Source organism: Microbacterium sp. R1 (assembly GCF_015159725.1).
GTDB classification, from domain to species: Bacteria; Actinomycetota; Actinomycetes; order Actinomycetales; family Microbacteriaceae; genus Microbacterium; species Microbacterium oxydans.
The window spans coordinates 34,159-59,236 of the sequence record NZ_JADDUD010000001.1; the positions used below are offsets into that span (position 1 = coordinate 34,159).

General features: G+C 72.1%; 7 protein-coding genes. 6 read left to right on the forward strand and 1 reads right to left on the reverse strand.

Annotation, left to right across the window (positions count from 1 at the left end; translation table 11 throughout):
- Nucleotides 1-32 precede the first annotated feature (32 nt).
- From ILP86_RS00180 to ILP86_RS00200, 5 genes are read left to right on the forward strand one after another with little or no spacing between them, the layout of a single operon-like run.
- Nucleotides 33-10,919 (forward strand): non-ribosomal peptide synthetase, encoded by a 10,887-nt coding sequence (locus ILP86_RS00180; RefSeq protein ID WP_193761109.1) that lies wholly within the window; start codon nucleotides 33-35, stop codon nucleotides 10,917-10,919.
- Nucleotides 10,916-18,325 (forward strand): non-ribosomal peptide synthetase, encoded by a 7,410-nt coding sequence (locus ILP86_RS00185; RefSeq protein ID WP_193761110.1) that lies wholly within the window; start codon nucleotides 10,916-10,918, stop codon nucleotides 18,323-18,325. Before ILP86_RS00180 ends, ILP86_RS00185 begins: the two co-directional genes overlap by 4 nt.
- On the forward strand, nucleotides 18,322-19,974 hold the full coding sequence (locus ILP86_RS00190; RefSeq protein ID WP_179515703.1) for an ABC transporter ATP-binding protein: 1,653 nt from the start codon (nucleotides 18,322-18,324) through the stop codon (nucleotides 19,972-19,974). Before ILP86_RS00185 ends, ILP86_RS00190 begins: the two co-directional genes overlap by 4 nt.
- Entirely contained in the window at nucleotides 19,971-21,794 is a 1,824-nt protein-coding gene (locus ILP86_RS00195) for an ABC transporter ATP-binding protein (protein ID WP_193761111.1), read from the forward strand. The genes ILP86_RS00190 and ILP86_RS00195 overlap by 4 nt, the downstream gene beginning before the upstream one ends.
- Nucleotides 21,791-22,588 carry a 4'-phosphopantetheinyl transferase superfamily protein gene (locus ILP86_RS00200; RefSeq protein WP_058631985.1) on the forward strand — a complete coding sequence of 266 codons (798 nt, stop codon included), beginning with the start codon at nucleotides 21,791-21,793 and terminating at the stop codon, nucleotides 22,586-22,588. The genes ILP86_RS00195 and ILP86_RS00200 overlap by 4 nt, the downstream gene beginning before the upstream one ends.
- Here ILP86_RS00200 and ILP86_RS00205 read toward each other — a convergent pair.
- On the reverse strand, nucleotides 22,579-23,304 hold the full coding sequence (locus tag ILP86_RS00205) for a FadR/GntR family transcriptional regulator (protein WP_046748580.1): 726 nt from the start codon (nucleotides 23,302-23,304) through the stop codon (nucleotides 22,579-22,581). The two genes, ILP86_RS00200 and ILP86_RS00205, sit on opposite strands and share 10 nt — an antisense overlap.
- Before the next feature lie 129 nt (nucleotides 23,305-23,433).
- Between ILP86_RS00205 and ILP86_RS00210 the strand changes: the two genes are divergently transcribed.
- Nucleotides 23,434-25,032: an ABC transporter substrate-binding protein gene (locus ILP86_RS00210; protein WP_193761112.1), complete on the forward strand. Its 1,599-nt coding sequence runs from the start codon at nucleotides 23,434-23,436 to the stop codon at nucleotides 25,030-25,032.
- Nucleotides 25,033-25,078 lie beyond the last annotated feature (46 nt).

A 25,078-nucleotide genomic window follows, 5' to 3' on the forward strand; every position in this document is an offset into this window, starting at 1 on the left:
ATCTGGACCCCTCCCACGAAGAGAAGACCGCGATGACCACGACCTCCCCCGTCCCCCCGTCCGACGACCGGCTGCTGAGCGCCGCCGAGCGCAGCATCGTCGACGCGCAGCTGCTGGACCCGGACTCCGACGTCTTCGTCGTCGCCGACCGGGTGGACATCGCCGGCGATGTCTCGACGGCGATGCTGGCCGAGGCGATCCGCGCCACGATCGCCGAGGCGGACACGCTGGGAGACCGGATCGTGATCGGGGACGATGGTGCCCCGTGCCGGGTGCGCAGCGATGCACCCGTGCGGATCGAGGTGCATGACGTCGCGGACCGACCCGATCCGGAGGCCGCAGCGGAAGCGCTGTTCGCCCGCGAGCTGGCACGCGGGCGCGGGGGGCTGGACGCGGATTCGCTGGTCGGACAGGTGATCGTGCGCACCGCAGCGGATCACGTGGTGTGGCTGCTGCGCTCGCACCATGCTCTCCTCGACGGCTACTCGATCTCGCTCATCGCGCATCGGGTGGCCGAGCGGTATCGCGTGCTCGTCGGCGCAGGCCCTCTGGGCGTCGGGTTCGCGCGCTCCTCCTCATTGCGCGACGAAGAACGTGCCTATGCGGAATCGGCCGTTGCGGACTCCGATCGGGCATCGGTGCGGAGCCTGCTCGACGCGGCCGTGGTCGTGGAGGATGCGGATGTCCCTACGCTCTCCGGAGGTGCTGCTCCGGCTGTGCGGCGAGCCCATACGGTCGACGTGCCCGTCTCGGCGCAGACGGCCGCCGACCTCGGGGCCGTCGCAGGATCCGACCGGCGTCTCACCTGGGCGGACGTGCACGTCGCCGCCTTCGCCGCGTTCGCGGGAAGGGCGGCCGGCGTGTCCCGTCTCGTGCTCGGCGTGCCCTTCGCCGCACGCGCGACCGGTGTCGCGGCCCGCACGCCGTCCATGTCGGTGAGTGTGCTCCCCCTCCCGGTGCGGGTCGATCCCGCCGACTCCCTGCTCGCCGTGGCCCTGCGCGTGAGCTCCGACCTCGGGGTGCTCCGGCGTGCTCAACGGACCAGAGGAGAAGAGATCTCTCAGGAACGCGGCATGCCCTCACTGCTGCGCGGACCGGGCGTGAACATCAAGCCGTACACCCCGGTGCTCGACTTCGCCGCGGCGGTGGGAACCGTCAGCACCGTCGCCGCAGGTCCCGTCGACGACGTCGACCTCACGATCATTCCCGCGGCGGACGGCGGTGTGCGTCTGCGACTGGAGGTCAACCCCGACGTGTACTCGCCGACGGAGGCGGACCGGATCGCCGGACGGTATGCGGGATTCCTCGCCCGGATCGCCGCCGAGCCCACGCGACCGCTCGGCCGGGCGGCCGCACTCGCGGACGGTGACAGCGGTGCGTCGGGTTCGGAGCCCCTACCGGACGGCGGGTATCCGCTCGTCGACATCTCCGAGGCGCTCGCGCGTGCCGTCGCGGCCGATCCGGAAGCGGTCGCGATCCGTGCGGGAGATGATGCGGTGACCTTCGCACAGCTGCAGGCGCGGGTGCGTGCGCTCGCCGCCGTGCTCGTCTCCCGGGGCATCGGCACCGACGACGTCGTCGCGATCGCTCTGCCGCGCGGCATCGATCTGGTCGTCACGATCTTCGCGGTGCTCGAAGCCGGCGCCGCCGTCGCACCGGTCGATCTCGCCTACCCGGACGAGCGGATCGCCTTCGTGCTCCGGCATGCGGACCCGCGACTCGTGGTCGCACTCGACGGATCGCCTGCCGCCGCACACCCGCGTGCGCTCGTGCTCGGCGAGGACGGAACGGCGGAGCTGCCGGCCGCTCGGGTCGATGCCGTCTTCCCGGTGCCGGCATCCGGGGCTCTCGCCTCGGTCACCTACACTTCGGGATCGACCGGCACCCCGAAGGGTGTCGGCGTCGGCCGCGGTTCGCTCGCGTTCTTCCTCGCGCATCACGCGGACACGCTCTTCCGGCCCATCGCTGCCCATGCCGGACGGAGGCTCCGCGCCGCGCACACCGCATCGTTCGCCTTCGACTCCTCCTGGGAGCAGCTGCTCTGGCTCCTGCTGGGCCACGAGCTGGTCGTGTTCGACGAAGAGGACCGCCGCGATGCCCGCGAGATCGTGGAGGCGGTCGATCGCCTGCAGATCGATGCCCTCGACGTGACCCCGACCTTCGCCTCCGCCCTCGTGGACTCCGGTCTGCTGGAGACCGCGCACACGCCGGCCCTCCTGCTCATCGGCGGCGAGGCCGCATCCCCCGAGCTGTGGCGGCGGCTGGCCGACGGGCCCGTCCATGCCCACAACTTCTACGGCCCCACCGAGGCCACGGTCGACGCCCTCGGCGCCGTCGTCGAGGGACCGGAGCCGCGCATCGGTCGGGCGCTCGCCGGCACCGACGCACTCGTGCTCGACTCCGCGCTCCACCCCGTTCCCGTCGGGGTCTCGGGCGAGCTCGCGCTCGCAGGACCGCACCTCGCGCGCGGCTACCTCGGGATGCCGGGACTCACCGCCTCCCGTTTCGTGGCTGACCCCCGCGGAGGCGGTGGCCGCATCTACCTCACCGGCGATGTCGTGCGCGTCGAGGAGGACGGGCTGCTCTCCACCCGAGGTCGCCGCGACGATCAGGTGAAGGTCCGCGGACACCGCGTGGAACTCGGCGAAGTGCGCTCCGCCCTCGCCTCCCTCCCGCACGTGGCCCGCGCCGAGGCCATCGTCCGCGGGACCGGGGCGTCGGCGCGACTCCTCGCGTACGCCGTCCCCGTCGGATCGACGGACGCCGCGGACGCCCTCGACACCGTAGTTCTCGACCCCGAAGCCCTGCTCTCCGCCCTGCGAAACCTGCTGCCCGATCATCTCGTGCCGCACGGCGTCGTCGTGCTGGACGGACTGCCGCAGACGGCGCACGGCAAGCTCGACGTCGCCGCCCTCCCGGATCCCGTGCGGAGCGCCATCACCGGGATCGCGCCCTCGAACGACCGGGAGCGCACGGTGTGCCGCGCGATCGCCGACGTGCTCGGGCTCGAGGAGGTGCCGGCCGACGCCGACGTCATCGTGCTCGGTGGTGACAGCATCTCGGTGATCGCGATCACGGCCGCGCTCCGGCGCGCCGGGTGGATCGTCCGACCGCGCGAGGTGTTCGCCGCCCGCACCGCGCAGGGGCTCGCCCCGCTTCTGCGTCCGCTCGATGCCGATGCCGGCGCGCACTCCCTGACCGTCGTCGCCGCGACCGGCCCCGTGCCCCTGCCGCCGGTGGTGCGCGCGCTGCAGGCGCTCGCCCCGTCGCTCGAGGACGTGCGCGACTATGCGCAGAGTGTCGAGATCCGCGTGCCGGGTGTCGACACCGCGGGGGTGACGGCCGCACTCGCCGGCCTCGTCGCGCGGCATCCGGTGCTCTCCCTCGTCGTCCGGGAGGACTCGGGCGGAGACTGGCACGCCGAGATACCCGTCGCCCCCACGCCCATCCCGCTGTTCGAGGGCACCGACGTGGCCGATCTGCTGCCCCGCATGCGTGGGGCACTGGCTCCGACCGAGGGGCGGATGGTGTCAGCCGGGTTCCTGCCGGCCGATGGGGTGCTCGTCCTCGTGGCGCACCATCTCGTGATCGACGGCATCTCCTGGCGCATCCTCGTCGACGAACTCGCTCGTCTACTCGACGGGCGCGATCTCCCGACGGCACCGGAGTCTGCCTGGCGCCGCCGGGCGCTGGCCCTGGAGGAAAGCCGCCTCGATCCGGTCGAGGAATCCCATTGGCGTCGTGTCGCCGACCGCTCGTGCGCGGTCTTCCCGCATCCGATCCCCGGCCCCGAGTCCTCGACGGCGCTCCGTCTCTGGCGGGTGGGGGATGCCCGGATCGCGGCGGCCGTGCTCGACCGGATCCCGGCGGGTCTGGAGGCACGCCCGGATGCGGTCCTCGTCGCCGCGCTCGCCGTGGCCCTGCAGGACTGGGCGGAGGCCGAGGGCACGCTGCTCGTGGAGTGGGAGACCCATGGTCGCGAACCCCTGGACGACGGGGAGGAGCTCGCCGACGGCATCGGCTGGTTCACGACCGAGTTCCCCGTGGCGGTCGACCTGCCCGCGCGCGGGCTCGCAGCGGCCGAGCGTCTGACCTGCGCCATCCGCGCCGTGCGTCACGCCAGGGCGGAGGTGCCGCATGACGGCTACGGTGCGGGCGCGGTGGCGGATGCGGCCGTGCCGGGTGTGCTGCTCAACTACCTGGGACGCTTCGGCGAGGCGACGCGCTCCGCCGAGGGGGAGCGGCCCACGGTGGGCCTGCGCGGAGAGCGCCCGTTCACCGTGCATCACCCGGATCGGCTCAGGATCGGCCACGCGATCGAGGTCGCGGTGTTCGTCGCGCCGGACGATCGTGGGCTCGAGGTCGAATGGACCGTGGCGCCGGCGCTGGCCGAGCGGCTTCCGGTGCTGCTCGCGGCGTGGGACCGTGCCCTCGAAGGGCTGGTCGATCTCGCCGATCAGCTGGCCGCGCCCGGAGCGGGACCCGCGGCGACCCTCATCCCTGCCGAGGCCGCGCTCCCCGGCCTCGACCTCGGGACGATCGAGCGGATCGAGGCGGACAGAGGCCCGCTTCGCGACATCGCTCCGCTCACAGCGCTGCAGGAGGGGCTGCTGTTCCACGCGCTCCGCGACGGAACGGACGACGTCTACTCGACCGTCACGACCATCCCGCTGACGAACCCGCGCGCCGATGCCACGGAACCGCTGGCGTTGGAGACGATCGCCGAGGCCGTGCGCTCGGTGGTGCGGGCGCACCCCCAGCTCGGCGCCGCGTTCGTCGCGGATCTCACCGACCGTCCCGTGCAGCTGATCCCTCGGGAGCCCGAGGTCGACGTCATGATCCACGAGGACGACCACACGGGGGACGACTCCGTGCTCGCCGCCCGCGCCGAGACGCGGGTCGCCGACCTCGTCGCCGCGGAACTCGCACGCACGAGCGATGTATCCCGCCCTCCGCTCCTGCATGCCCATGTGGTTCGCAGCGGGCGCTCCAGTGCCGTGCTCGTGCTCGGGGCGCATCATCTCGTGATCGACGGGTGGTCCACGCCGCTGCTCATCGAACGCGTCGTCGCCGCCGCGGCAGGGCAGAGCGTGGCGGACGGGTGGGGAGATCTCCGTCGCACCCTCGTCGCCCAGCAGGCGGAGGACCAGGCACCGGCGCGCGACGCATGGGCCGCGCACCTCGCCGGCCTCGACGGCCCCACGCTCGTCGCTCCCGCGACGCCGAAAGACGATGACACGACGGCGATGTCCACCCCACGGTCCGCGACGCGCACCATCCCGGTTCCGTTGGATCCCCTGGTCGGCGAGCGGCTGCTGGCGGCCGCACGGAGCGCGGGGCTCACGGCCGGCACCGTCGTGGTCGGAGCCTGGGCGCAGGTCGCCGGCCGCGCCGCGGGGCGCACCGACGTGGTCGTCGGCATGACGACCGCCGGACGCGCCACGGCCGTCGAGGGTGTGGATCGCGTGGTCGGGCTCCTCTCGGTGACGGTCCCGGTCCGACTCCGCCTGCGTCCGGGCATCGCGTTCTCGGCTCAGCTCGCCGAGCTGCAGCAGGAGCGCGCCGGTCTGCAGGATCACGAGGCGCTGCCGCTGTCCGACATCGAGTCCCTCACGGGGGTCGGAACCCTCTTCGACTCGTTGGTGGTGGTCGAGAACTACCCCTCGCCGGTCGCGACCGGCCAGGACCGCCTCCGGGTCGGCGAGGTGCAGGCCGCCGGAGCGACGCACTACGCGGTCGGGATCACCGTGCTCCCGGGAGAGGGGCTCCGGATCGCGCTCGAGCACGATCCGGTTCGCATCTCCGATGAGCGTGCCGCCGCTCTCGCCGCGGAGTTCGCGCTGATCCTGCACAGGCTCTCCGAGGACCTGGGCATCGCACCTGCGGAGCTGCCCGTCGCGAGCGGCGAAGGGGCGCTCATCGGGCCGGACCCGGAGCGCGCGCCGCGTGCGGACGACGGCGCCCCCGCCGTGCTCGCCTCGTTCCGCGCCGCCGCGGCGAACGCTCCGGATGCCACCGCCCTGCGCTTCCGCGATCGGGTCGTCAGCGCGGGCGAGCTCGCCGACGTGGCCGGCGGGTTCCAGGCGGCTCTGGAGCGCGCGGGAGTCGGACCGGAGCACATCGTCGCCCTCGCGGTACCCCGCGGTGTCGAGGCGGTCGCCGGGATCATCGGCACCCTGGCTGCCGGTTCCGCATACCTCCCGATCGACGAGTCCTCCCCACGCGAGCGCGTGCGCGAGGTGTTCGCCGAAGCATGCCCGACTCTCGTGCTCGCCCCGCGGGGGAGCACGGCGGCGGAGCTCGCCGCGGAAGCGGACATCGCTGTCGTCGACCCGGCGGACATCTCGCCGGTGACGCTCGCGCCGCGGTCGGTACCGGGCGCCGCGGCGGCCTACGTGATCTTCACCTCAGGGTCCACCGGACGACCGAAGGGCGTGGTGCTGACCAGAGACGCCCTCGACACCCACTTCGAGGGTCTGCGTTCGGGGCGTCATGCCGAACTCGTCGCGCGGATGACGGCTGAGGAGGGGAGGGACCGGATCGTCGCGGTGCACTCCGCATCCTTCGCATTCGACACCTCGCTCATCCAGCTCCACTGGCTGTTCGCCGGGCACGAGCTGATCCTCCTCGACGACGAGGAGCGTCGGGACCCCGCCCTGTTCACCGCCCGAGCGTGCGCGGCGGACGTCATCGACGTCGCTCCCGTGCTGGCGGAGCAGCTGGTCGAGGAGGGGCTGTTCGACGGAGCTCGGCCGCTTCCTGAAGTGCTGCTGGGCGGCGAGGCGGTCAGCACTGCGCTCTGGTCGGCGCTGCGTGAGCGGTCGGCCACGACCAGGACCCTCAACCTCTACGGACCCACCGAGGCGACGGTCGATGCGCTCGGCGCCGTCGTGGCGGAGAGCACGGAACCGCTGATCGGCACGCCGGTGCCCGGCGCGCGAGCCGTGGTGCGTGATGCCTGGCTGCGTCCCGTCGCCCCGGGCACCAGGGGAGAGCTGTACCTCGAGGGAGGACAGCTCGCCAGGGGCTACCTGGGGCGACCCGGCCTCACGGCGTCGCGCTTCGTCGCCGCGCCCGATGGCTCCCGCCGCTACCGGACGGGCGATCTCGTGCGCGTGGACGGTGCGGGACGCGTCGAGTACCACGGGCGGCTCGACGATCAGGTGAAGGTCGCCGGCAATCGGATCGAGCTCGGCGAGGTCGAGGCTGCGCTCCGGAGCCTGGACGGAGTGTCGCAGGCCGCGGTGGCCCTCGACGCCGACGGTCCGGTGGGCGCGCGCCTCCTCGCCGCCGTCACGACTGTCGAAGGCGCTGCTCCGACGAGCATGCGGCTGCGGACGGAACTGGCGGCTCTCCTGCCAGCTGCGGCGGTGCCTGCCCGCATCGTCGTGGTCGATGCGCTCCCGGTCTCCGTGAGCGGGAAGATCGACCGGGTGGCGGTCCGCGCTCTCGCGCTCGCCGCCCCCGGCGAGGACCCGACCAGGGACGTCGTGGCAGCGACCACGCCTGCGGAGCACGCTCTGGTCGCCGCCGTGCTCTCCGTGATCGGCGGACCCGAGATCTCGGTCGACGACGACTTCTTCGCGCTGGGCGGTCACTCCCTGACCGCGCTGCGCGTGCTCGGGGCGATGCGTCGCACCGGCTACCTGCTCAGCGTGCGCGACGTCCTGGAGGAGCGCGTGCTCCATCGGATCGCGGCGCGTGCAAGGGAAGCGACGATCGACACCGCGCCACCGTCGTCGCCGGAACCCATCGACGCGGGGATGATCCCGGTCTCGGCAGCGCAGCGGAGGCTGCTGTTCCTCGCGGAGCTGGAGGGCCCGAGCGCGACCTACACGGTACCGGTGTCGTACGACGTGCCGGTGGGCACGAACGCGGATGACCTGCAGCGGGCCTGGGATGCGCTCGTCGTCCACCACCCTGTGCTGCGCACGGTCTATCGCCGGGCGGACGGCCGCTTCCGGGCCGAGGTGCTCGCCGATCCCCCTCCCTCGTTCGCAGTGGTCGACGTCGACGGACCCCGTGACGTGGCCGTCGCGGCGGAGGAGGGACGCGTCTTCGACGTGTTCGCCGCCCCGCCTGTTCGCTCCGCGCTGCTGCGCCATCCCGAGGGGGACGTATTCGTGATCGCCGCGCACCACATCGCGGTGGACGAGACCTCGTTCCGGGTGATCCGCGAGGACCTCTCGGCGCTGCTCGCCGATCGTGCGCCCGCGGCCTCGGTGCCCTTCGGTGCGTTCGCCATCGTCGAGTCGGCCGCCGAGACCGCAGCGGTGGGGCGCTGGCGCGAGCGTCTGCGGGGCATCCCCGTCGAGCTCGACCTGCCGACGGACCGCCCCCGTCCGGAGCAGGCCGGATACCGCGCGGAGACCGTCGAGACCGCTGTCCCCCCGGCGACCGTCGCGGCGCTCGACGCCTTCGCGACCGCACACGGCGCGACCCGTCTCATGGTGCTGCATGCCGCCGTCGCGACCCTGTTCCGGGCCCTGGGGGCGGGTACCGACATCGTGCTCGGCACCCCTGCCACGACGCGCGACGCGCGGTTCGAGCGGACGGTCGGCTACCTGGTCAACACGCTGCCGCTGCGGATCGACGTCTCCGGCGATGCGGCGTTCCCCAAGATGGTCGACCGTGCGCGCGATTCCCTGCTCGACGCTCTCGACGACGTCGGGGTGCCGTTCGAGGAGATCGTGGATGCCTGTGCGCCGCGGCGCTCCCTCGCCCGGCATCCGCTGTTCCAGACCATGGTCGCCGTCGAGGAACGGGATCAAGGTGCTCTCCAGCTGCCGGCGGGACCGGCCGTCGAGCGCAGCGGGCTCGTCGACGCCGCGCGGTTCGACCTCGCGATCCGGTACCGGGATCCCGGTGAGGGGCACGGACCGGACGATTCCGACGGTGCTCTCACGCTCGTCGCCGCTGCCGACCTGTTCGACAGGTCGAGCGTCGAGCGTCTGGCCCGGCGTCTCGTGCTGTGGATCGGTCGGCTGCTCGATCAGCCGACGGCACCCGTCTGCACGATCGACTCCCGTCTGCCCGATGAGCCGGTGCGCGTCCCCGAGGAGCGGGAGACGTACCGCTTCACGCCGGTCCTCGACGCGCTCGCTGCTCGAGCACTGGAGGCGCCATCGGCCGTCGCCGTGCGGGGAGACGCGGAGACGTGGGACTATGCCGCCCTGCTCGCGCACGCCGCAGGAATCGCCGGCGAGCTCCGTGCGCGCGGGATCGGGCCGGAGGACCGCGTGGCCGTCGCGGTGGGGCGGACCCCGGCGCTCCTGTCCGCCCTCATCGGCGTTCTCGCCGCGGGTGCCGCCTACGTCCCGCTGGACGTGGACTACCCCGATGCCCGACTGCGATTGATGCTCGACGACGCCGACCCGGCGCTCGTGCTCGTCGACGAGAGCACACGGGGTGCGGGCAGAGGACGGGACGAGCTGTCCGTCCGGTCCGTCGCCCCCGTGTCCGGTGGCGTGTACGCCGCGGCTGCGGTCGTGCGCGGCACGCCGGTGTTGCCGGAGAGCGCCGCATACGTGATCTACACGTCGGGATCGACCGGACGCCCCAAGGGGGTGGTCGTCCCGCGCGCGGCTCTCGATGCCTTCCTCTCCCACGAACGATCCGTTCTCGCCCTGACCTCGGCGGACCGCCTGCTCGCGGTCACGACGGTGTCGTTCGACATCGCAGCCCTCGAGCTGTTCGTTCCACTGATCAGCGGCGCGGCGGTCGTGATCGCGAGTCGGAGCGATGTCCGCGACCCACAGCGTCTGGCGGCGCTCGCGACGGGCGAGGCGTGCACCCTGGTGCAGGCGACGCCGTCGCTGTGGCGGCCGCTGCTGGAGGAGCAGCCGGATGCCTGGCGTGCGGTGACCGCGCTGGTCGGAGGCGAAGCCGTTCCGGCGGACCTGGCGCGTGGGCTGCGTGCGTCGTGTCGCGCGGCACGTGTCGTCTACGGTCCCACCGAGGCGACCGTGTGGGCTCTGGGTGCGAGGCTGCAAGCGGCGGACGAGGAAGCGGCGACGGTGCCGATCGGCCGACCGTTCGCGGGAGTGGGCGCGCTCGTCCTCGACGACGCGCTGCGACCCGTGCCGTTCGGCGTCGCGGGAGAGCTCTACCTCGCCGGCCCTCAGCTCGCCCGCGGGTATCGGGACCGTCCCGATCTCACGGCCGACCGCTTCGTCGCCGACCCCTCGGGCGAACCGGGGTCGAGGATGTACCGCACCGGCGACCTCGTCCGCAGAGAACCCTCGGGTGCTCTGCGCTTCCTCCGCCGCGTCGACGACCAGGTGAAGGTCGACGGTCACCGCCTCGAACTCGGCGAGATCGAAGCCGCGTTGCGCGGCGTCGACGGCGTGCACCGGGCGGCGGCCGTCGTCCGCCCGGATCAGACCGGCCGCGCTCGGCTGCTCGGATACGTGGCGCCAGAGGAGGGTGTGGACCTCGACGGAGCCGCCGTGCGCGATGCCGTCGCTGCCACGTCCCCGGCCGCATCCGTGCCCCGCATCGTCACCGTGCTGGATGCCATCCCGCTCACCCTGAACGGGAAGATCGATCGCGGAGCACTCCCCGATCCGGTGGCGGTGGTCGCGACGGGCCGCGCTGCGGAGAACGACGCGGAGCGCGCGGTCGTCGATGCGGTCGCCGAGGTTCTCGGCCTCTCCCGCGTCTCGCCCGATGAGGCCTTCTTCGAGCTCGGCGGCGACAGCATCTCCTCGATCCGCCTGGTCGCGCTGGTCCGCGCCCGGGGCTTCACGATCACCCCGGGTCAGGTGTTCGCGCACGAGAGGCTGGCCGGCCTCGCCGCCGCCGCCGTGCCTTCGGCAGACGCCGAGTCGCCCGCACCCCGTGCCGTCAGACGGACTCGCGCCCGCCTGGCCCCGCGTGACCTCAGCAGCATCGAACGACTCCTGGAGGAGACCCCGTGAGCACGACCGCTTCCCCCTCGACCGCTTCCCCGTCGACCGTTTCCGCATCGACGGCCGCTGTCCTCGACGTCTGGCCGCTCACCCCGCTCCAGCACGGTCTGCTCTTCCACTCGCTGTGGGAGCGGGAGACCGGGGCGTCTCCCACGTACCTGCTGCAGGCCGCCGTCGAGGTCGAGGGTGAGCTCTCGCCCCAAGCGGTGCGGTCGGCCGTCGCGGAGGTCCTCGCCGCGCACGAGAACCTCCGGGTCGGCTTCTTCGCGGGTTCCGACGGCGATCCGGTGCAGTTCGTGCCGGAGCGCGTCGAACCCGATGTCACCGTCGTCGATCTGCCGGAGGCCGCAGGATCTGCGCGCGGACAGGCGTCGATCACCGCGCCGGTGCAGGCGTTCGCCGCAACCGAATGGGAGCGCGGCTTCGATCCGCAGCGGCCGCCGCTGATCCGGGTCGCCCTGCTGCGTGTGACAGCGGCTCGCGCGGTGCTGCTCGTGACCGCGCACCACCTGCTGCTCGACGGCTGGTCGATCCCCCTGCTGCTCGAGGAGATCCTGAGTCGGGCGACCGGCGAGACCCCGCCAGAGTCGGAGGCGCACTTCGTCGACTACCTCGATGTGGTCGCCCCGGAGGAGCCCGACCCGACCGACGGCGCGCTCGTCACCGGACTGCTGGACGGCGTCACGGAGGCGACGATCGTCTCGGATGGAGGCGCCTCGGAAGGAGCCGTTTCGGGCGTCGATGATTCCCCCGTGCGGAAGGTGCGGCACCGACACGACGGTGAGGCGCTGCGTTCCAGGGCCCGCTCCCTCGGCGTCTCGCCGGCTGCCGTGGTGAGCGCCGCCTGGGGCATCGTCCTCGGTCACATCGTCGACCGTGATGACGTGGTCTTCGGCTTCACCGTGTCCGGTCGCGGCGTGGGCATCCCCGGAGCGGAGCGGATCATCGGCCTGCTCGGCAACACGTTGCCGTTCCGGGTGCGTGTGCGACCCGGCGACCTCGCGTCGGAGGTCGTCCAGCGCGCCCACCGTACGCAGGGCGTGCTCGCCGCGGCCCCCAGCGCCGATCTCCGCACGGTGCAGTCGGCTCAGGGGATCGCCCCGCTCTTCGACAGCCTGCTCGTCGTCGAGAACTATCCGGATGCGATCTCGGACTGGGTGAGCGCGAGCGGCGGTCTGCGGGTGGCGGGCACGTGGGCACGTGACGAGGTGCACTACCCGCTTGCCCTCCTGGTCGAGATCGGCGACATGGTCCGGTTGGAGGTCGTCACCCGGACGGGCGCGCGATACGGCGGGGAGACCGTGCTCGATCTGGTCGATGCCGTGCTCGATGCCGTCATCGCGGAACCCTCGGCGCGTGTGGCGAGGATCCCGCTGCCGACGCAGAGCGGTGCCGAAGACGCCGGCGACGAGCTGGACGGCGGACCGGTTCCGGATGCGGACCTGGACGCGCTCCTCGACGCGGCTCGGGACGCTCATGGCGATCGCATCGCGCTCGTGGCGGGGAAGCAGCGCATCACGACAGCGGCGCTGCACGCGGCCGCCGACCAGCTCGCGCGCGTCTTCGGTGCGGGAGTCGGTCCTGTCGCCCTGCTCGCGCCGCGGTCGTCCGCTCTCGTCATCGGCGTGCTCGCGGCGCTCCGCGCAGCACGCCCGTTCGTCGCACTGGATCCAGAGCTTCCTGTGGAGCGCCGACGTGTCGCTCTCGCCGATTCCGGAGCGACGACACTGTACATCGCGCCGGGGATGGAGCCCCTCGCGGAAGAGCTGGGAGCCACGGGGGCTTCCTCCGCCCCGGTGACGGACGCCGCGCTCGGCGCCGGTTCCGTGCGCGAGCTGCGCGTGGCTGCGGCAGCTGGATCCACACTCGCTGCATCCACAGCGCCTGAATCGACAGCAGCAGACGCGGCTGCGCGTCGCCGTTCCGACGCGCCGGCGTACCTCGTCTTCACCTCCGGAACGACGGGACGCCCGAAGGGATGCGTGAACACCCGAGGGGGGCTCGCCGTGCGGCTCGCGTGGATGCGCGATCGCTATCGGATCGACGAGGGCGATGTGATCCTGCACAAGACGCCGCTCTCCTTCGACGTCTCCGTCTGGGAGCTGGTCCTGCCTCTCGTCACCGGAGCCCGGCTGGTGCTCGCTCCTCCTGCCGCACACCGCGATCCCGAGGCGCTGGATGCCCTCATCGCGGCCGAGGCGATCACGACCCTGCATTTCGTGCCCTCGATGCTGTCCGCCTACCTCGACCTGGTGCCTCGGCCGGAGTGGTCGAGCATCACCCGCATCCTCTGCAGCGGCGAGTCCCTGCCGTCTGCCCTCGCGGAAAGGGCCGCGGCGCTCGCCGAAGCCCCCGTGCACAATCTCTACGGTCCGGCGGAGGCGGCGATCGACGTCACCGCCGGGGATCATGCCGAGGGAGCGACGGGGTCGAGCGCCCCGATCGGACGAGCGACTCCCGGCACGCGGCTGCGCGTGCTGGACCGGCTCCTGCGTCCGGTGGAGCCCGGCGGGGTGGGTGAGCTCTACCTCAGCGGCGCACAGCTCGCGCTCGGGTACCTCGGTCGCCTGGCTGTGACGGCCGAGCGCTTCATCGCCGACCCGAGTGGTTCCGGGGAGCGGCTCTATCGCACAGGAGACCTCGTCGAACGCACGCCCGCAGGGCTCGTGCACCGGGGGCGCGTCGACGATCAGGTGAAGATCCGCGGCATGCGGGTGGAGCCCGGTGAGACGCAGGCGGTGCTCGAGGCGCTTCCCGGCGTGGCGGCGGCGGCCGTCGTGCTGGACGAGGATCCGAGTCCGGCTCTCGTCGCCCTCGTCCGTGCGAAGCCGAGCGAGGGACGACCGCCCCGCGCCGATGATCTTCTCGCCGCCGCTGCCGCCCTCCTGCCGGAGGCGCAGCGGCCGGTCGCGGTCGTCGTCGTGGAGGAGCTCCCGACCACCGTGAACGGCAAGCTCGACCGGGCAGAGGCGCTGCGGATGATCCGTTCGACGAGGTCGGCTCCGGCGGCCGGGACCGACACATCCGGCACCGACACATCCGGCACCGACACATCCGGCACCGGCACATCCGGCGCGGAATCACCCGTCGGGGACACCGGGGTCGGCCCTCGCCTGCTCGCCGCGGCGCGCGAGATCCTCGGGGCGGAGGTGGGTGCCGCGGACGACCTCTTCGCCGCGGGACTCGACAGCATCTCGGCGATCCGGTTCGTCGCGCTCGCGCGGCGGACGGGGGCGATCGTCACGCTCGGCGCCGTCTTCGACGCCCGCACCGTCTCGGCGCTCGTCGCACGCGCGACCGATGCCGGCCGTCCGGCCGTGGATGCGGAGGACGACCGGAGCAGCGCAGGGCAGGCCGGCGCGGTCGTGCTCGACGAGCAGGAGCGTGCCGACCTCGATCGCCGCTTCCCCGGGTGGGAGGCCGTGCTGCCTCTGGGGCCGTTGCAGGAGGGACTCTATGTGCACACGCGTCTGGGCGCGGCAGCGGACGGTGTCGACGTGTACGTCGTCCAGCACAAGATCACGCTCCGGTCAGAGGTCGACGCCGACGCGCTGCGCCGAGCCGGCGATGCCCTGCTCCGCCGCCACGCGAGCCTGCGCGCGGGGTTCGTCGACGACGGGAGCGGGAACCCGATCTCGGTGATCGTCCCTCCGACCGCGATGCCCTTCGCGGAACTCGACCTGCGGGGTCGGTCGGACACGGAGCAGCAGGGGGAGCTGGAGCGTCTCACGCAAGCCCAGGTCGACGAGGGGTTCGATCTGGCCGCGCCCCCGCTCATCCGACTCGTCCTGGTGCGGCTCGGTCCCGCGCACGCGATGGTGAGCCTCGTGCATCACCACATCCTCACCGACGGCTGGTCGCAGACCCTGCTCCTGGAAGACCTGTTCGAGCTCTACGACCGCGCGCTCGCCGTCCCGGGGCCCGTCTCGGACGAGGGACTGCCGCCGACAGCCGACTACTCCGCGTACCTCGACTGGGTCGGCGAGCAGGACCGGGCCGCCGGGATCGACGCCTGGAGATCGGCCCTCGCCGGACTCCCCGGTCCGACCCTCGTCGAACCCCGGTCGATCGCCGCACCCCCGGTGCTCTCCGAGTCGGTCACGGCCGTGCTCGACGCCGCGCTCTCCCGCGGGCTCTCGGCGCTGGCCAGGCGCTCATCCGTCACCCTCTCCACCGTCCTCGGCTACGCCTGGGCGCACGTGCTCCGCGGTATCACGGGACAGGATGACGTGGTGTTCGGGACGACGGTCTCGGGCAGACCGGCAGAGGTCGCGCACGTGGACCGGATGGTCGGCCTGCTGATGAACACGGTTCCGGTGCGGGTGCGCATCCATCCCGGGCGTCAGCTGACGGAAGAGCTGCGATCGCACATGGCCGCGCAGTCCGAGGTGATGCACGCCCACCACGTCGGCCTGAGCTACGTGCAGCAGGCGTCCGGTCAGGCCGTCCTCTTCGACACCCTCTACGTCTTCCGCAATCTCCCCGTCGACGAGGCCGTGCAGTCCGAGACGTTCCTCCGGCACGGCATATCCGAGGCGGAGGCCCACGACGGCACGCACTACAGCCTCGCGATGACGGTCAATCCCGGCGAGCGCCTCGAGGTGGCGCTCGCCTACCGTCCCGATGTGGTGGACGTCGGTCGCGCGGAGCGCTATCTCGATCGGTACCTCGCCGTGCTCGGCGCTCTCGCCGCCGATACGGGCGCTCCTGTCGCACGGATCCCCATCGCGGTGCCGGATGACCGCCCGGCGATCGAACGGGTCAATGCCGAGGCGACCACCGTGGCACCGACCGCCAGACACGGTGCCGATCACGACACGGTCGCCGATCTGCTCGCCACCGCAGCAGCCCGTCACCCCGACCGGACGGCACTGGTCGGGCGGGACGCGCGCGGCTCCGCGGCCTCCTGGACGTTCGCGCGTCTGCAGCGGGAGGTCGACCGGATCGCCGCACTCGTCGTTGACGGCACTCGCGGCCCTGGGTCGGTGGTCGCGCTGGAGCTGCCACGCACGATCGAGCACGTCGCGGCGATCTTCGGCGTGCTCCGGGCAGGCCGGGCGTACCTGCCGTTGGATCTCGCCCACCCCGTCGAGCGTCGACGTCGTCTCGCCGACCGTGCGGGAGCGGAGCTCGTGGTCGTCTCCCCGGGGGCCGCCGACACGGCGGACGAGGGGCCCGCCGGCATACCGCGACGGGAGCTCCCCGGCGCTTCTGACGCCGTGCACGAAGGGACGGAGGCCCGCTTCACCCCGCCGCGGCTCACACCGAACCACGCCGCATACACGATCTTCACCTCGGGCTCGACGGGCGAGCCGAAGGGTGTGGTCGTGCCGCACCGCGGGCTCATGACGATGTACGACAACCACCTCGAGGCGATCTTCCGGCCGACCATCGCCCGTGCAGGGCGCTCGCCGCTGCGGATCGCGCACACCGTGTCGTTCTCGTTCGACATGTCGTGGGAGGAGCTGTTCTGGCTGCTGGACGGTCACGAGGTGCACATCGTCGACGAGGAGAGCCGTCTCGACGTCGAGACCCTCGTGGCGCACTACGGGCGAGTGGGCATCGACGTCGTGAACGTCACGCCCTCCTTCGCGCGGGAACTGCTGCGCGCGGGGCTTCTCGACGGGCGGCCGCCGGCGCTGGTCCTGCTCGGTGGGGAAGCCGTACCAGCCGAGCTGTGGACGACCCTCCGCGACCATCCGCACACGGCGGGGTACGACCTCTACGGTCCGACGGAGTTCACGATCAACGCGCTCGGCGCCGACCTGGCTTCGAGTGCCGAGCCCTGCCTGGGGCGGCCCATCCTCGGAGCGCGCGCCTACGTGCTCGACTCGGGGCTGCGCGAGGTGCCGCCGGGAGGGACGGGGGAGCTGTACCTCTCGGGCGACGGCCTCGCTCGCGGCTACGACCGGCAGACGGCACTGACCGCCGCACGCTTCGTCGCCGATCCCTTCGGTGCACCGGGCGACCGTCTCTATCGGACGGGCGATCGGGTGCACCGCAGACAGGACGGCGGGATCGAGTATCGCGGACGCGACGACGGTCAGGTGAAGGTCCGCGGCTACCGCATCGAGCTCGCCGAGATCGAGAAGGCGGCGGAGAGCCACCCCGACATCGTGCAGGCCGCCGCGTCGGTCGGCGGCGCCACGGGCGGCGTTCTCCGGGTGCATGTGGTCGTCGCACCCGGCGCGCACCTCTCGCCCGACGCCGGCGATCCCGGTGAAGCGGAACAGGCGTTCATCGACGGGCTGCGGGCGCACCTGTCCGGCATCCTGCCTCCCTACGCCATGCCGTCCCTGTTCGCCGTCGTCCCGGTGATCCCACTCACGGTCAACGGCAAGGTGGACAGGGACGCCCTTCCCGCACCGCGTGGCTCTGGCGGCGGCGAACCTCCGCAGGGGCGGGCGGAACGGCTCGTCGCCGCCGTCTTCACGAGAGTCCTCGGCGTGGCCGTCGGGCACCGGGACGAGGGCTTCTTCGACCTCGGCGGCCACTCCCTCCTGGCGATGCGGGTCGTGGCCCAGCTGGGCGAGGAGCTGGGAGTGCGGGTTCCGGTCGGGACCGTGATGGCCGCACCGACCGTGCGTGCTCTGGCCGCCGCGATCGGCGATCCTGCGAGGGATGCCGGTCTCGCGCCGGTGCTCGCGCTCCGCGAGCCGACGACGGACGCGCCACCGCTGTTCTGCGTGCATCCTGCCGGTGGCTTCGCCTGGCAGTTCGCGCCGCTGGTCCGCTTCCTCCCCGCCGGTACGGGCGTGATCGGGCTCCAGGCTCCGCTGCTCTCCGGTCGCGAGAGTGGGGCGCGCGACGTGGACGAGCTCGCGCTGGAGTACCTCGCGCGCATCAGGGAGATCGCACCGCACGGTCCGTATCGGCTGGTGGGGTACTCCTTCGGCGGCAACGTCGCCCACGCGATCGCCGCTCGGCTGGTCGCCGAGGGGGAGGAGGTCGACCTGCTCGCCCTCCTCGACCCGGCGCCGTTGTCCGGGGAGCAGGGAGCTTCCTCCTCTGCCGAGGTGTTCGGCTCGGACGACGAGGCCGCGGTGCGCGCCGAGCAGACCGCCTTCTTCGCGGAGCTTCGGGACGGGACCGGAGACTATCCGCACCTCAAGGAGGCGATCCGCGCCTCGCGCGGTGTGCTCGGGCTCGACGACCGTGCCACGGTCGATGCGATCGTCGCCAGCCACGCGTGGGCCTCAGGACTCATGGCCGCGTCCGTCTCGCCCGTCACCGACGTGCCGACGCTCCTGTTCGTCGCGGGACGGGAAGAGCCCGCGTCGACGGGCTGGGGTGTGCGACTCGGAGAGCGCGCGGAATGCTCCGTGCTGGACGTGGACCATGCCGGGATCGTCGCTCCCGTCGCGTGGGAGCGGATCGGACCGGCCATCTCGCGCCGTCTGGAGAGGGGCAGATGAGTCGTCGACCCGCGGGCGGCACCCAGGCCCATCCGGTCCGGTCGGCCGAACGGGGGCGACTGCTCCGCAGGGCGGCGTGGAGCGTGCGTGGACCGCTCGCGCTGTCGATGGCCGGTGCCGTCGTTCGTCAGGCCGGCTTCCTGGCTGCGCCCTTCGTGCTCCGGTTCGCGATCGACGACGGTGTGATCGGGGGAGACCTCGGTGCAGCGGCATGGTGGGCAGCGGTCGTGCTCGCAGCCGGGGTCGCGCAGTTCCTCGGGATGTGCGTGTGGGACCATTTCGCCAACCTCGCCGATGCGAGGACAGGGGTGCTCCTGCGTACACGCCTGCGCACGTGCGCGATCGCCGACTCGGGGCGCGCATCGGGCGGCACCGGCGATCTGGTGATCCGCGCGGGACGGGATGTCGATCTGGTCCGGGTCTGGGTGCACGGCCTCCCCACCTGGGTCGTGATCGCGGTCACGGTCGGGGTGCTCGTGCCGGGGCTCGCGTCGCTGGACCCCTGGCTCCTGGTGGTCGCGGGCGCCACGGTGCCGTGTCTGATCGTGCTCGCGGTCGTGTACCCCCGGCGATTCGAACGCGCGTCGATGCATGCCGCCGAGGCCCACGGCCGGCGGGCGGATGCGGTCGATCATCTGCTGCGCAGCGCCGTCACCGTGCGCGGGGCGGGGATGGAGAACACGGTGGTCGAGCGCCATGCACGACTTTCGGCCGACCTCTCCGAACGCACCGTGCGGGCCGGGGGCATCCTCGCCCGATGGACGGCCCTGGGCGAGGGGATCCCCGCCGTGGCCACCGCGGTCGGCGTGGTCGTCGCCGTGTTCGCGGTTCTCGACGGACGCCTCACGGTCGGTGGTCTCGTGACGTTCAGCGGGTGGATGGCGACCGTCGGGATCGCGGTGCAGGTCGGGCTCCAGCGGTGGACGCAGAGCGCGGACGCGCGCGTGGGCGCGGCACGACTGCAGCCGGTCCTGGACGCCCAGACGGCCGCAGCGGGTGGGACCTCGGCTCGGCGTATCGTGCTGGACGAGCTCCGGATCTTCCCTGAGGGGGAGCCGATCGCGCTCACGCTCGAGCCGGGTCGTCTGATCGGCCTCAGCGGGCCGACCGGAAGCGGCAAGTCGACCCTGCTGCGGGTGATGGCCGGGATCGAAGCCCCCCACGCGGGCCGCGTGCTCGTGGACGGTGCCCCGCCGACGGGACCCGTCGGCGGGGTGCATCTCGTCCCCCAGCGCCCCCTCGTGCTGAACGGGACCGTGCGGGAGAACCTCGCGCTCGGTGCGGCCACGGAAGACGGCGATGCCGACGACGCGCGCTACCGGCGTGCGCTCGCGACGGTCGGCCTCGACACCGAACTCGCCTCGCGATCGGTCGACGCGCTGGACGCCTCGGTCGGTGAGGGCGGAGGAGAGCTATCGGGAGGACAGGTGCAGCGGCTCGCCCTCGCCAGGGCGCTCGTGGTCGAGCCCGCCGTGCTGCTCCTCGATGACGTCACCTCCGCTGTCGATGCGACGACGGGTGCCCGCATCATCGCGGCGATCACGGCGGTGGCGAGAGAGCGGATCGTGGTGGTGGCCGGGCATGGCGCGATCCTCGACGCGGCGGACGCGGTGCTGCGTCTTCCCGCGCGCACCGAGGTGTCGGCATGAACCGCGCAGTAGCAACGGCAACAGCGGCAGCGACGGCGGCAGCGACAGATGCCACCGGCGGGCGGGTTCGGGCAGCGAACCCCGATCGGCTCGTCGCCACGCCTCCGCGGCGCGGGGTCGTGCGTGCAGCGTTGCGGTTCGCGCGGCCGCACGGCTTCCTGCTCGTCAGCGCGATCGTCTTCGGTGTCGGAGCGAGCCTCGCCGCCACGCTGGCCCCGGTGGTGGTCGGCCGGGTGACCGACGCGCTGCTGCGCGGTGAGCGTGCGGCGGCCCTTGCCTTCGCGGGGATCGGCGTGGGGCTCGCTCTGCTCCAGCTCGTGCTCTCGGCGGTGGGCAGGAGTCGACTGGCCCGCGGCGGGGAGTTCCTCGTGCGCGATGTGCGGGATCAAATCGCGGCGCAGCTGACCACCGTGGCCTTGCGATTCGTCGAACGGCATCGACACGGCGAGCTGCTCCAACGTGGCACGGCCGAGATCGCCGCGCTCTCCGCCTTCGTGCGCGAGTCGTCGACCGCGCTTCTCGTGACTGGGTCGACCGTCGTCCTGCTGGTGACCGTGCTCGCATTCCAGTCCTGGGTGCTGACGCTCGTCCTCGTCGTCGTCTTCCTCCCCCCGGCGCTGTTCGTGATGCACCGGTTCCGTTCCGGGGCCGCTCACGCCTACGGTGCGGAGGCGGCGGCTGAGGCGGACGTCGTGGCGGAGCTCGCGGAGAGCGTGCGGGCGCGGACGCTGATCGCCGATGCTCCGCCGGTCACGCGGCGCCGATTGGACGAGCGCTCGGCCGAGGTCAACGCCGCTGCCGTCCATGCCCAGATGCGCACGGTGGTCCTCGGCCGCTGGATCAGCGCGATGTCGCTCATCGAGGGCGTGACGCTCGCGGCACTCATCGTCGTCGGGGTGTCGATGGTGGGCGCGGGTGCGGTCTCCGTGGGGGTCGTGGTCACGTTCCTGCTGGCGAGCGTGACCCTGTTCTCCGGCTTCGCCGACCTGGTCGCCCTCGTCGGGGCAGTGGAGGAGGCGGCGACGGGTGCGGCGCGCGCGCACGACCTCCTCCGCGCGACCGGCTCGGACACTCCCGTCGGCGTGGGCGGTCGCGATGCTCGCCACGGTGACACCGCACCTGCTGACGCGGCGGGATCCGACGGGGGGATCGAGATGCGCGACGTCTGGTTCGACTACGGCGGCGAGCCCGTGCTGCGCGGGGTCAGTCTGCACCTGGAGAGCGGCCTGCGCTACGGTCTGGCCGGCCGCTCCGGAGCGGGCAAGTCGACGCTGGCACTGGTCATCGCCGGGCTGTACGCCCCGATCAGGGGCACGGTGCGCTGCGGCGATGCCGATCTCGTAGCGCTCGCCCCCGCGGAGCGCGCGCTCCGCGTCGCCTTCGTGCCGCAGGAGGTGCAGCTCGGCACCGGCACCATCGCCGAGGAGCTGCGTCTCGCGGCACCCTCCGCGAATGACGCGGACCTGCGGGGGGCGTTCGCCACCCTCGGCCTGTCGCGGTGGGTCGACGCGCTTCCGGAGGGACTCGATACGGCCGTCGGAGCGGACGGATCTCTCTCCGCCGGTCAGCGGCAGTTGGTCGGGCTCGCCAGGATCGCCCTGCTGGAGAGCCGCGTGATCGTGCTGGACGAGGCGACGTCCGACGTGGATCCGGAGACCGCCGGACTCGTCGAGGCTGCGCTCGATCGACTCGCGCAGGGCAGGACCGTCGTCGTCGTCGCCCATCGGGAGTCCACTCTCGCCCGGCTCGACCGCGTGCTGGAGGTTCGCGAGGGCACCGTCACGGACATCACCTCCGTCGTGCGCGAGGCGACGGGATGACCTCGTCCCCCCTCCTCGACATCCCGCCTCTCGACATCCCGTTCCTCGTGCCCGGCGACGCCCGCGTCCCCGGCGATGCGCGGACCGAAGCCCCGCCCCGCCGCCTGGTGGCCGAGGTCGAGCTCGTCGATCGGCTGGAGGATGCGGATCCGCCGTCCTGGCTCCCGCTCACGCACGACGACCGTGTCCGCCTCGCCGCGTTCCGGCGTGAGGGCGATGCCCGCCGTTTCGTCACGGGGCGCGTCATGGTGCACCGTCGACTTCGGGAAGTGCGGGGAGTCCCGCTGGGCGCCGCCCGCTTCACGCGGCGGTTCACGGCGGCGGGGGAGTGGAAGCCGGTCCTGTCCGGGGAGCCGGGGCGCGGATTCGAGGGCACGCAATGGCCCGACGTGTCGATCTCGCACAGCGGGACGTTCGTGGCCGTCGCCTTCTGCGAGGGGGCGGAGGTGGGGATCGATGTCGAGCAGCACTCCGCCTTCGTGGACGGCGACGACGTGCTGTCCATGGCTTTCACCCCGCAGGAGCGGGCACGCGTGGCGTCGATCGCCGACGCCGCACGCGTCTTCACCGCCAAGGAGGCCGTGCTCAAGGCCGTGGGCTTCGGCCTGGCGATCGATCCGCTCCTGGTCGAAGTCCTCGACGGTGCGGTGCGGCGCTTCGATCACCCGGAGCGTCGCCCCGTGGTGCTGGCGCCCGTCCCGGTCCCTGACCGCCTCTCGGGCCTCGTGTCGGCGACGGTCGCGATCGCCCCCGCCTCCTCCCCGGGCAGTGGGAGTCGCACCGATCAGCCCTGAGCGTCGCCCGCGGCACTCGCGAGCACGCGTTGCAGCGGCTCGTAGTGCTCGACGACAGCCCGGCGATACCGGTCGACGTCGCCGGAGCGCGCCGCTTCGAGCATGTCGCCGTGCGCCTTCGCCGTCTTGTGGATGTCATCGGGCTGCGGGATCCCCAGCTGGGGGAGCACCGCCGTGTGGACATCCCAGAAGGCGCCGACGAGCTGCCCGACCAGGCGGTTCCCGATCGTGCCGAACAGGCGGGTGTGGAAGGCGCGGTCCTCCTCGAGGAAATGCTCGCCGCGCTCGGCCTTGTCGACCATGTCGGCGACCAGCGCGTCGAGCTCGGGGTCATCATCCGCCTTGGCCGCCTCCACGATGCGTTCGGCCATCGAGAGGTCCAGCGCCAGGCGCACCTCGACGACCTCGCGCAGCGCCTGCAGCGACCCCTCCGGCGACAGCACCCCGCGGAAGACGAGGGCCTCCACCATCGGATCCAGCGACATCGGTCCGACGTACGTTCCATGGCCGTGACGCACGTCGACGATGTCGAGGGTCGAGAGGGTGCGGATGGCCTCACGCACGGAGGATCGCGAGACGTCGAGCTCGTCGCAGAGCTCCGCCTCCGTAGGCAGCGGGTCGCCCGGGGTGAGCCCGCGCGTCAGGATGAGCTGCTTGATCTGATCCGCCGTGGTCGAGCGCCGCATGCGTGACGCCCTACTCGTGGTGGACTTCATGGGGCTCCCTCTCGTGCCTGGCAGAAACGCTCCGATCATCTCACTCTTGTGATCTGATCGAACCTGTGTTTAGAGTACATCAGACATCAGATGTCCTCAAGATGTTCCCCCCACCACCCTGGAGCACACATGAACCGACACTTCACCCGCCGTCGCGCGGGTCGATTCGCGATGGCGGTCGCCGGCACAGTCGCCGCATCCGTCGCCCTCGCGGGCTGCGGCGCCGGCACCACCGCCACCCCCGACGAGAGCGCGGCCGCGAGCGAGATCGACCCGGACGCCATCATCGAGGCGGGGATCTCGTACACGCTGAACGGCAGCTTCGACCCGATGGTCGCCTCCGGCGCCGTCACGGTCTCGGCGAACTGGCACGTCTTCGAAGGTCTCGTCGACCTCGACCCGGTCACACAGAAGCCGGCCCCTGCGCTCGCCGCCGACCTCCCGACGAAGATCGACGACACGACCTACGAGATCGACATCCGCGAAGGCGCGACCTTCCAGAACGGCGACCCGGTCACGGCGGACGACGTCGTCTTCAGCTACGACCGCGTGCTCAATCCGGACAACAACTCGCTCTTCCTGTCGTTCGTCGACTTCATCGACACCGTCACCGCGGTCGACGAAGACACCGTGCGCATCACGACGGACTACCCCTTCTCGCTGATCAACGACCGCCTCGGCGTCGTCAAGATCGTCCCGAAGGCGGTCGTCGAGGCCGACCCCGAGGACTTCGCCGCCAACCCGGTCGGTTCCGGCCCGTACTCGTTGGTCTCCGCGGTCCCCGAGGACAAGCTCGTCTTCGAGCGCTACGACGACTACAACGGCCCGCGCCCCGCGCTCGCCGCCGGCATGAACTGGAACCTGCTCGCCGACGCCTCGGCCCGCGTCACCGCGATGTCCACCGGCACCGTGCAGGCGATCGAAGACGTGCCGTACATCGACGTCGACACCCTCGCCTCGTCGGCCGACGTCGAGAGCGTGCAGTCGTTCGGCCTGCTGTTCATGATGTTCAACACCAAGGCGGCGCCGTTCGACGACGTGCGCGTGCGGCAGGCACTGCACTACGCCCTCGACATGGACAAGATCATCGGCACGGGCATGCTCGGCAACGCCACGCCTGCGACCTCGTTCCTGCCCGAGACGTACCCGAACTACCACGAGGCCTCGACGGTCTACACCTACGACCCCGAGAAGGCGAAGGAGCTGCTGGCGGATGCCGGCGTCTCCGACCTGTCGATCACGCTGCTGACGACCGACACCGGATGGGTCAAGGAGGTCGCCCCGCTGATCAAGGAGTCGCTCGACGCGATCGGCATCGACACCACGCTCGACATCGGACAGTCCGCGTCGATGTACGAGAAGGTCGACTCCGGCGACTACACGGTGGCCGTCGCCCCCGGTGACCCCTCGGTCTTCGGCGTCGACCCCGACCTGCTCATGAACTGGTGGTACGGCGAGAACGTCTGGACCCAGACCCGCACCAACTGGGCTGACTCTCCCGAGTACGCCGAGCTGCGCACGCTCCTCGACACCGCCGTCCAGCAGGAAGGCGACGAGCAGCAGAAGACCTGGGACCAGGCGTTCGACCTGCTCTCCGATCAGGCCGTGCTCTACCCGCTGTTCCACCGCAAGCTGCCGACCGCCTGGAGCAGCCAGGAGCTCGTCGGGTTCCAGCCCGTCCCCACCACCGGACTGTCGTTCCTCGACGTCGGCGTGGCCGCGAAGTAGCACCCGCACGGAAGCAGCACCCGAACAGGGGGGCGCGCTCACCCGA

Excerpts from the sequence above, each read along its gene's own strand:
- ILP86_RS00180 (WP_193761109.1), top strand. The coding sequence starts at position 33 with ATGACCACGACCTCCCCCGTCCCCCCGTCCGACGACCGGCTGCTGAGC.
- ILP86_RS00190 (WP_179515703.1), top strand. The coding sequence starts at position 18,322 with ATGAGTCGTCGACCCGCGGGCGGCACCCAGGCCCATCCGGTCCGGTCG.
- ILP86_RS00195 (WP_193761111.1), top strand. The coding sequence starts at position 19,971 with ATGAACCGCGCAGTAGCAACGGCAACAGCGGCAGCGACGGCGGCAGCG.
- ILP86_RS00200 (WP_058631985.1), top strand. The coding sequence starts at position 21,791 with ATGACCTCGTCCCCCCTCCTCGACATCCCGCCTCTCGACATCCCGTTC.
- ILP86_RS00205 (WP_046748580.1), bottom strand. The coding sequence starts at position 23,304 with ATGAAGTCCACCACGAGTAGGGCGTCACGCATGCGGCGCTCGACCACG.
- ILP86_RS00210 (WP_193761112.1), top strand. The coding sequence starts at position 23,434 with ATGAACCGACACTTCACCCGCCGTCGCGCGGGTCGATTCGCGATGGCG.